We start from the raw sequence: 5502 nt of genomic DNA on the forward strand, positions 1-5502 counted from the left end.
ATTTAGGTAAACCTTTCGCCATAAAACAACCTCACTTTAGCAGAGATTCTATTCAGGATGGAGGTAATCTAAGAGACTATTAAAAATTTCCGCAAAAGACTAGCATATCCTTGGAACAGGGTCGCCTAGTGGTTTATGTAAAATACGTCTCCCACCAACAACTGTATCGAGTACCACGCCTTCTACTTTTTTTGTTGCCTCACCAATTATAGCAGCGTTTTTACCAAGCCGATGTCTTTTCAGAACTTTGAGCATATCATCTGCCTTTTCTTTGACCACGCCGAGTACAACTTTGCCCTCGTTACCAATTTCAAGAGGATCAATTCCAAGCATATCACAAGCAGACCTAACACCATCAGGGATAGGAATATCCTCCTCACTCAGAATAACTCCTACTTTGGATTTCTCACTAAACTCATTAACAGTATTAGCCAAACCACCTCTAGTAGGATCCTTAGCAGAAACAACACCACCCTCCTTCAACACCTTCTCCATAAGATCATTCAAAGGGGCTATATCAGATTTAATACTAGTCTCAAAACCATATCCCTCACGAAAAGAAATCAAAGCAATACCATGCTCACCAAGATTACCAGAAACAATGATAACATCACCATCCCTTAGATTTGAATCAAGAAGCCATCTACTATTGAAACTACGATATCTCCTAACCTCTTTAATATTATCATCAAGTAATGAAGTTCTTTTACCGATACCACTCGTGTTTATCACAAATTCCTGTACAGCACCTTTTTCAACAACCTTAGTATCCCCTGTAACAATTGGTATACCTGCAGTTTTTGCAACATTGCTCATACTCTTTACTATCATTTCAAAAACCTCCATTGAAAGACCTTCTTCAACAATAAAACCAGCAGAAAGAGCAATAGGTTTTGCACCCATAACAGAAATATCATTAATAGTACCAGCAACAGCAAGTGAACCAAGATCCCCACCTGGAAAAATTATTGGATAAACTGTGTGTGAATCTGTTGTAAAAACAATATCATCAATTACTGCTGAATCATCAAGCATTGTAAGAGAAACTTCTGCATTTGCTTGATTTTTTTTAAAATATTTTAAAATTTTTTCTTTGATAAGTTTGTCCATCATCTGCCCGCCTGCACCTTGCGCAAGTTTTATTTTTTCTGACATGTTTATCCCATTGATCCAATTTTTTTCAACTTATGCCGATACATAAGTTTTATTTATAGTCTCTGTTACCATCCCATGATATATGTGGCAAGACATTATATTAACTGTAATTAATTTCGGTTTTGTCGTGACAGTCATCCCAGCAGTTATACGTAATTATCAATTAAAAGATGTAAAAGGACAATCTCTACTAATGTATCTTTCTACAACTATTTTACTAGCAGTTGTTGCATACATCTTCTTCACCCTCGATCTATTTCTCAGTTGTATATCTACTGCAGGAAGCACATTTATGTGGTTTATCTTGACATATCAAAAAATAAAATATGATAAAAAAATAAAATAAAGGATTTAGGAGGTTTTATACACAAATTTTATCTATTTTTGAATGTTGGAACTATTGATGAAATATCTTATCATGTGCATTGGTAACAGAGATGGTGGAGACGATGCAATTGGACCATATATAGCAGACAAGTTAAAAAAATTTGAAAACAAAGATTTCCGTGTAATTGATTGCGATGTTGTACCAGAAAATTATACATCATTGGTTAAAAAATATAAACCGGAAAAACTCATTATAATCGATGCAGTTAAAATGGGTTTATCTCCTAGCGAAATAAGAATTGTTCCTAAAGAAAAAATCGGCTCAATGCATGTAAGTACACATGGAATACCAATTTCTGTTTTGATAAAATATCTTGAACCATATGCAGAAAATATTGTTTTAATTGGGATAGAGCCAGAGACGTTTTCTGGTAAAATAAGTAGCTCAGTTAAAAAAAGTGGAGACAAGTTAGTTGAGATTATAAGAAATAAACGCATAGATGAAATAGAAATACTAAAATGAAAAACAGAAAGAGGCTTACTGCCTACAGTCAGTACATTTATCAAGTTGTAATTATAAGATGTGATTAAGTTGGTTCGATAGGCTCAGTAATGCCTTCTAACTCTTCTGGTGCACCTGGAGAAATAATGTATCCTTTTCTCTTTTTCCTCCAGTTTGCCCATTTTGCTAAAACCAATGGTAGAATAAGAATTGAGGTAATAAAAGCGTAGATAAGGGTTATTGCTGTTATTATACCAAATTGCTGTTGTGGTGGTATTGGAGCGAAAGCAAGCACGCCAAATCCAAACATTGAGCTCAAAGCGGCGATAAATATAGCGCTGCCTGTACGAGATATTGTTTCAGATACCGCTTTTACTACGTCGCCTGTTTTGTCAGCAACTAACCTGAAACGTTCAGTGATGTAGCAAGCATAGTCTATACCGACTCCGATTGTTATGCAAGTGACTGTGATTGTTAAAATATTTAGTATATACCCGATGAAGTACATGGTTCCAAGCACCCATATTATAGAGACTGTTACTGGTATCATAGCAATAAGTCCGAGTATCGGGTTTCTATAAATCAGGGATAGCATTATTGCTGCTAGGATGAAACAAACAAGGGTAGACATAATTTGGCTTTCTGTTATATTTTTTAGAATTGTTAGCGTGATGAGCATGTTTCCTGTTACAATTGATGATGCATCTCCGTAACTAGCAAGATCATCTTGTAACTCATCTCTTAACGTTTCTAACTCTTTTGTTACATCACCGCTGATGTTTGATCCTATATTTGTGTAAATGCGTATCATCGTTGCTTTATAGCCGTCTTTATCTTTGTAGAGAACGCTTTGCACTTGACCACTATATTCATTGTTTTCATATAGGTAATCATAAAACCTGTGTACATCATCATCTGTTTTTGGTAGATTGGTTGATGCATCAATATTATAAACATTTATTAGTGATTGGTTATTAGCAACTGCTTGTTTAATTATTGTATATATGCTCTCTGTTTTTGGGCTACCATCTGTTTTTCTCGCAACATATTGATCGTCATCAAAATTTCTGTGAGTTATTGCAATTCCCTGTAAAGTTTGAGTGGATGCAACATTGCCCTCTATAAGTATGTATTCTTGATCCTGGCTGGAGTAAGGAAAATCTTCGCTTATCTTGTTAAAAACAGTTAAAGCAGGGTTGTCTTGTGGAATAAACTGTTCCATGCTAAATCCTGATTTAAGCTGTGTGAAACCAGCACCCATCACCAAACAAACCATGATGGTAATTAGGAAAACTTTTTTCTCATGGCGAATCAATATATGGGCAAGCTGCTCCATGTTGCTATGCACAGAAAACTTTTGCTTCTTTGGTTTTAATTTTATTGCTTTCCTTCTTCTGTCAACAATATATCTAACTGAGGTTGGGAAGGTTATAGTGATAATGAAAGTGTAGGTGATACCAAGGGCTAGAAAGATTCCAAAGTTTCTAACTGGTGGGAGACTAGCAGATAAAAATGAGAGGAATGCGACAAATGTAGTAAACCATGCTAAAAATATTGCTACACCAACTTCTTTAATTGAAAGCTGTATTGCATCGGCTGTTTTTCTCCCTTTGCCTATTTCTAGACGATAGTTATACAAAAGGTTCACTGAGTATTCTACCCCCAAACCAATATTCAGTGGGAGGAGTGCAACAGCGATTATGTTAAACGAAATACCTAACAGAGCCATGGTTCCAAATAACCATATACATGAAAAAACAAAAACCAAGATTGGTAGAACTACATAAGATGGTTTTCTGAAGGCTAGAAACAGGATACATACGATTATGATAAAAATTGATGGGGCTATTATGGTGTTTGCTTCCATAGTCACATCATTTATCTCTTTAGAGACTATGCTTTTACCTGTTGCCTGAGCTGAAATTGATTTGAATTGATTATCAAGTTCTGTGATTTTATTTACGATATTGTTGTTAAATTGTGTTTGTTCAACAGAATCTATAAATGTGTTGTCTAGCTGAACAATAATGATACTAGCTTTAGGATTTTTTGTTTCTTTATAATCCTTTGAAATAAAAGATAAGGCGTTAACTCGTAAATCACTGAAGAACTGAGGAATCATGGGGAAAATATTTGTTGAAAGATCATTATCTGGTGCTGTGTCTGTTTGAACCCAGAAAGTTTCTAGGTCTCTAAATGAAAAAGTCTCAGGAAGCATTTCTGTCATATCCGAAAAATCATCTAAGTTAACTCCATATTTTTGTAACATCCTCGAAACTAATCTACCTAATATCGGTCTATTTTGAAGTCGTTCAATACAATCAAACAAGTAGCTGGTGTTTACAACGAGGTGACCACCGGGTCTGTGTAAGATCGGGGTCTGGTAGTATCTAACACCTGATTTGAAATTAGTAAGTTTAGCTGGTAGCTCAAAAGAGTTAAACTGTGGTGCTATCCCGAATTTACCAAGATCAGTTTTTGGCACAATTATGTTTATCCTGTTTTTTGTTGTATCAAAAGTTATATTTGCATTGTATAGAGGTATAGGGAAAAACATTTTTTGGCCAGGTGGTTGAATCCATAAATATGCATCTTTTCTATAAGATTTAAATAGAGTATGATATCGGATATTTTGAATGATCTGTTTCGTGTTTACTCTGAGTCCTTTTCCTATTTCCCAAAAGGAAGTTGTTGGTTCAATGCGTGCAGCTATCTGATATTTCATTTTGTATTCAGGTGGTGTTAAAATATTTTCAAACTCTATGTACCACTCGATGGTATTAACCTTTGAAAACGGGGGTGTGTTTTTTGATTTAAAGTATGAGAGATCATAGACTTCTATAGGGAAGGTTACGTTCCCATTGTCTTTTGATATGTAGTAGTTTTTTATGTCTGTGCTATCAACTGATTTCCCTTTTGAGATACGTGATCTTTTGTAGTCTACTGGTTCGTTTGGGTCGTCTGTGTTTAAGATTTTAATTTCTTCTTGAATAGATTCATTTAGTAGGTCGTTTAACGCGATGTTGATTTCTTCATCTGTGCAGTTTTCTAAGGTTTTGTTAAACTCCATCTGACAAATCATATCTACAAAAGTAGTTATTGAGACGCTGTCGTTAACACCTGGTATCTTTTTGATTTCTTTTTGGATCTTGTACTGGTCTTTCAATGCCTCTGGTGTTATTGTACTCTTTGTTTGTTGTTTTTCAACAAAAATAAACATGACTTGTTGGTTCATCCCGAAATAATCTAAGATTCTGTTGTTTGCTTTTACCAGCTCATTATCAGGGGCGAAATCTTCGAAATTGGTTTTGAATTCTAGACGTGGGATTAACGAAGCAAAACCTATGGTTATGATTAAAATTAATGTAACCATGAACCATGGTTTTTTTTCTATAAATCTCCCCAGTTGTTTAAACATGTTTATCTTTCTTTTTTTATTATCAGTACTTCAGAAAGTAGAAATTTATACTATTTTTTACTCTGCAACAACTCAACCTCATAAGACCAACAAACATGAT

3 protein-coding genes are annotated in these 5502 nt (G+C 34.8%); 1 reads left to right on the plus strand and 2 read right to left on the minus strand.

Going from position 1 to position 5502, the window contains the following annotated elements:
- Positions 1–99 precede the first annotated feature (99 nt).
- Positions 100–1155, minus strand: coding sequence for a hydrogenase expression/formation protein HypE (gene hypE / locus QHH19_06620; GenBank protein MDH7517996.1), 1056 nt, complete (start codon positions 1153–1155; stop codon positions 100–102).
- A gap of 403 nt (positions 1156–1558) precedes the next feature.
- On the opposite strand from hypE, the gene hycI reads away from it, so the two are divergent.
- Complete coding sequence (gene hycI, locus QHH19_06625; GenBank protein ID MDH7517997.1) at positions 1559–2005, plus strand: hydrogenase maturation peptidase HycI; 447 nt, start codon at positions 1559–1561, stop codon at positions 2003–2005.
- Between the two features lie 64 nt (positions 2006–2069).
- Here the strand turns inward: hycI and QHH19_06630 are convergent, their stop codons facing one another.
- Positions 2070–5402 carry an MMPL family transporter gene (locus tag QHH19_06630; protein MDH7517998.1) on the minus strand — a complete coding sequence of 1111 codons (3333 nt, stop codon included), beginning with the start codon at positions 5400–5402 and terminating at the stop codon, positions 2070–2072.
- Positions 5403–5502 lie beyond the last annotated feature (100 nt).

It is taken from the genome of Candidatus Thermoplasmatota archaeon (assembly GCA_029907305.1).
Taxonomy (GTDB): Archaea; Thermoplasmatota; E2; order DHVEG-1; family DHVEG-1; genus JARYMC01.